Raw genomic sequence first — 4,302 nt, forward strand, 5'->3', positions numbered from 1 at the left:
GTCTTCCTCGACCGCAACCACGTGAGGATTGTGCCGCAGCGCCTCGACCGCGGCCGGAGGTAGCCAGGCGGCGAAGCCCTTCAGTGCCTGGCCATAGACATAGGTGGGGGCGCTGCCATGCGCCGCGGTCAGCTGTGCCGCTTCGGCGCCGGGATCGTCCACGTCGTCACGGAATGCCACGATCCAGTGGCCCGCGATGGGGTTGCCCGCGGACAGCGTGCCGATCGCCCGCGACAACTGCGCGGCGGCACCGGCGTCGATGTAGCCGGCTCGAGGCGTCGCCGCCGGCTTCGGGGCGGAATCCAGGTCCGCCGGGGAAATGCCGTGCTCGCAGGCCGCGAGGCCCATGACGGCGACCAGAACCAGTGCGAGCATCCCTGAGCGGCGCAGACCCGCCTTCCCGAACAGTCGATCCACCATCGGCTCCCTCCGAGTTGCACCCACCGGGGCACTTCCGATTCGTTCATTTTGGAGATCGCGAGACGACCGCGTGCGCGGCAAACGCGGGTGACGGGGCAAGGCAAGAATCGTTCACGCCCCGGGCGCGGGAGGGAAGCGGTGCAGGAGCAGGGGCTGCCGTGGCCCGGCCGGGCTCCGGGCCGGGCGGCCTCGGCAGAGTCCCCTCTTTCTGCGGCCGGTTGGGTGAAAAGGACCGATTCCGGCTGCGGTTACTTCTTCGTACGGATGTGGATGGTGGCGTCGGGCGTCGTGATCACGATCTCGTCCTCGGCGTCTTCCGTCACGACCACCGCCCCCGAGCCGCGAACCTCCACCTCCGACCCGCCGATGGTGCCTTCGTAGCGCAGCTTGTGATGGAACGGCGCTGGCGTTTCGGGGAACGCCGGCACCACCATCGTGTCCCACTGCTTCTTGTCCCAGTAGTTCTTGCCGCGCCAGGCCTTGGAGCTCTTCTCCATGGCCCGCTGCGCCTCCTCCATCTTTTGCAGCACGTTCTCGTACGCTTCTTTCGAGAGTTTGTCGGCTGCCATGGCCTGGGCTTCCGCGGCGAGCTTCGCCTGCTCGTCGTGCAACGAGGCGATCGACGCCTGGATCGCGGCTTCCGTCTCCGCGTCCCAACCCCAGCGGTCCGGATGCTCCTCCGCCACCAGCTTCACCTCGTGGCTCTTGCCCTTGCGCTCGTAGGTCCAGCGCACGGCGTCGCCGGGCTCCACGGCGCCGAACTTCTTTCCCCCCTCCTTGGAGGTAATCGCTACACCATCGATATTCTGCAGCACGTCGCCGCTCTCCAATCCCGCCTTCCCTGCCGGACCGTCGGGGTCGACGTACTGGATGCGGGGGGCGGTCTCGAACTCCCACACCGCGGTCCCCTCCTCGTCGTGACTGATGGTGCAGTCGTCGCAGGAGAGTCCGATGCCGAACCACCCTTCCGGCGATTGGCTCCACACCGCCTCGGCGAAGGCCCGGGCGATGGGGGCGACGCGCACCTCGGGGGCGGCGACGACCACGGGGTGGACGGTGACGACTGGACCCTCCGGTGTCGCCACCACAACCCGCGAGTTCCCGTTCACTTTCGGCCCCACGCCGGCGGCCGGTGCGATCCCGGCCAAGGCGGCGACGAGTTCGAGGACGGCGACCCGGGCCGCAGTTCGACCCAAGGGCCGCACACGGCGCACGAAATCGATGCTCTTCACGGGCGTGCCTCCATCACAGTTCAAAACCACACCACGACTTGTGTCCGTTGCTTCTGATTCGCCGGCGTGCTCGTGAGCGCGAGACCGCCGGCCGTATCCATGGCGGCGCCGGCAGGCGTGGCGCGGTGTTCGCCTGCCGCGGGCTGTGTCTGCTCGCCGGCGCCCGGCGTCTGCGTCGAACCGGGCCGCTGCTCGGCCAACCCCTCGGTCGCTGACGGCGAGAAGGTCGATTCGTCCGCCGGCCTTTCCGCCCGGCGCATGCCGACGCCGAACCCGGCCACGAAGAAGACGAGGCACGCGGCCACGGCGCCGATCCAGGCCATGGCGGCAGGCGAACGCCGGCGCGAGCGGACGAGGTCGCGACCCACGAGGGCCTGCAGCGTGCGCTCTTCCAGGAGATCCGAGGGGTTGGCTTCGCGGGGCAGGGCCCAGAGCGCTTCGCGCTCGGCCGCAGTGAGTTCGTCATCGTGCATGGTTTTTTCCTCTCGTCGTGGCGGCATCCACGCCGTCACGCAGGTTCCTCTGCCGCCGGCACCAGCAGCGCTCGCAGGCTGCGGCGGGCGCGATGCAGCTGGCTCTTCGACGTCCCGACCGCGATGTCGAGCTCGGTGGCGATGCTCTCGTGCGGCCACCCTTCGACGTCGTGCAAGACCAGCACGGCGCGGTAGCCATCCGGCAGCAGCGCGATGGCGCGCTCGAGGTCGATGCGGGTGGCGAGGCGCTCCGCCGCCGAGTGCGCCGGGCTCGGCACCGGACTCTCGAACTCGAGCTCCGGGTCCCAGAGGTCCTCTCGCCCGCGGCCGCGGCGGCGGAGCGCATCCTTCGCCACGTGCACCGCGATCCTCCCGAGCCAGGTCCCGAAGGCGGCCTCCCAGCGGAAGCGCTCGAGCGCACCGATCGCCCGGAGCCAGGTTTCTTGCGTCACGTCCTCGGCTTCACGGACGTCCCCGCCCAGGAGACGGAGCGCGAGCTGGTACACCCGCGGACTGTGGCGCCGGTACAAGGTCCGGAACGCCCGCTCCTCGCCGTCGCGGAGGACGGCCTCCGCCAGCTCCCGATCGCTGCTTGGAATCCCGGCCTCTGGGTTCATCGTCTGTACTGTCGTTGGCCGGGGGCAAAAGGTTGCATGGCACCCCCTCCCGGAGCGCCTGCTACCATGCGGCGCCATGGCGGCACCGCGTCCGGACGAGAGCGCAATCCCCGCCAGCGGCGTCCGCGTCAGCCCTGCGGTCGTCCTCGCCGTGGGGGGGGTGGCCCTCCTGGTGGGGCTGCTGCCCGTCGGCCTCGAGCCACGGGCCCATGGCACGCTGGTGATCCTCATCGCCGCCGCCGGCCTCTGGATGACCGAGGCGGTGCCGCTCGCCTGGACTGCGCTCCTCATCCCGCTCCTCGCGGTGGTGCTGCGCGTTGCCGAGGCGCGCGCGGCTTTCGCCGGCTTCGGTGACCCGATTCTCTTTCTTTTCTTCGGCACCTTCTTGCTCACCGGCGCGAGCTCCGAGCATGGTCTCGACGCCCGGCTCGCCCGGGCCGTGGTGCAAGCGCCGGCGGTGCGCCGCCGGCCCGGCCTGCTGCTCTGGGCGGTGGCGCTGCTCGGCTGCGGTATCTCGGCTTGGGTGAACAACACGGCGACGACGGTGATCCTCTTGCCCCTCGCTCTCGCCGCCGAAGGTCGCGTCTCGCGCCCGGTCCTCGTCGGCACCCTGCTCATGGCGGCGTACGCGCCTTCCCTGGGCGGCCTGGCGACGCCGGTGGGTACGGCGCCGAACCTGATCGGCCTGCGCTTGCTCCAGGAAGGAACGGGGACGCGCATCCCCTTCGCCCAATGGTGCGCGGTCTTCGCGCCCTTGGCGCTGCTGATGACGCTGCTCTGCGCCGGTTACTTCGAGCTCCTGGCACGCTTCCAGGCTGGGAAGCGAAGGACCGCCGCAGCGGCCGCCCCCTCCGGCACCGCCGCGGCGGAAACACTCGAGATGCCGGTCACCGCAACGCGAGGTGGAGAAGCCCGCCGGCCCTGGTCGCGGGCCGAGAAGACGCTGGTGCCGGTCTATTTGCTCGTGGTGGCGCTTTGGATCACGCCGGGAATTCTGCAGGCGACATCGCTCGGGAACACGGATTGGCTTATGCAGTGGAGCAACCGGCTGCCGGAAACGACGGTGCCGCTCCTCGGCGGTCTCGCGCTCTTCCTGCTCCCGAGCGGCAAGGGCCGCGAGCGCATCCTGGACATCGGCGTGCTGCGTCGCCTCGACTGGTCGACGCTGCTGCTCTTCGGCGGCGGGCTTTCGCTCGGGGGCCTCATGCTCGAGACCGGTCTGGCGCGGGCGCTCGGCGCCTTCCTCTTCCATGCCATGCCGATCCACGGCCCCACCGGCATCGTCCTCGCCTCGGTCCTCCTCGGCATCCTGGTGAGCGAGGTGACGAGCAACACCGCCAGCGCCAGCCTCATCGTCCCCATCGTGCTGGCGCTGGCGCAGGCTGCCGGCGTGGATCCGCTGCAACCGGCGCTCGCCGCCACGGCGGCTTGTTCCTTCGGCTTCATGCTGCCGGTGTCCACCCCACCCAATGCCCTCGTCTATGCCACGGGCAGGGTGCGCATCGGCGCCATGATCCGCCACGGCGTGCTACTCGACCTCACCGGGATCGTCGTCATCAC

General features: G+C 70.2%; 5 protein-coding genes. 1 reads left to right on the forward strand and 4 read right to left on the reverse strand.

All coding sequences use genetic code 11. The annotated features are described in order from the left end of the window. The 4 genes from VFE28_06730 to VFE28_06745 form a co-directional block, all read right to left on the reverse strand. On the reverse strand, positions 1-420 hold a 420-nt coding region (locus tag VFE28_06730; protein ID HZM15680.1), incomplete at its 3' end, for a protease inhibitor I9 family protein. A 248-nt stretch (positions 421-668) separates the two neighbouring features. Further along, positions 669-1,652: a PDZ domain-containing protein gene (locus VFE28_06735; GenBank protein HZM15681.1), complete on the reverse strand. Its 984-nt coding sequence runs from the start codon at positions 1,650-1,652 to the stop codon at positions 669-671. A 20-nt stretch (positions 1,653-1,672) separates the two neighbouring features. Further along, entirely contained in the window at positions 1,673-2,125 is a 453-nt protein-coding gene (locus VFE28_06740; protein ID HZM15682.1) for a hypothetical protein, read from the reverse strand. Positions 2,126-2,160: 35 nt separating this feature from the next. After that, a complete protein-coding gene (locus tag VFE28_06745) occupies positions 2,161-2,742 on the reverse strand; it encodes a sigma-70 family RNA polymerase sigma factor (GenBank protein ID HZM15683.1) in 582 nt (193 codons plus the stop codon). 76 nt (positions 2,743-2,818) lie between these two features. Here VFE28_06745 and VFE28_06750 point away from each other — a divergent pair. Further along, on the forward strand, positions 2,819-4,302 hold a 1,484-nt coding region (locus VFE28_06750; GenBank protein ID HZM15684.1), incomplete at its 3' end, for a DASS family sodium-coupled anion symporter.

This window comes from Candidatus Krumholzibacteriia bacterium (genome assembly GCA_035649275.1).
Taxonomy (GTDB): Bacteria; Krumholzibacteriota; Krumholzibacteriia.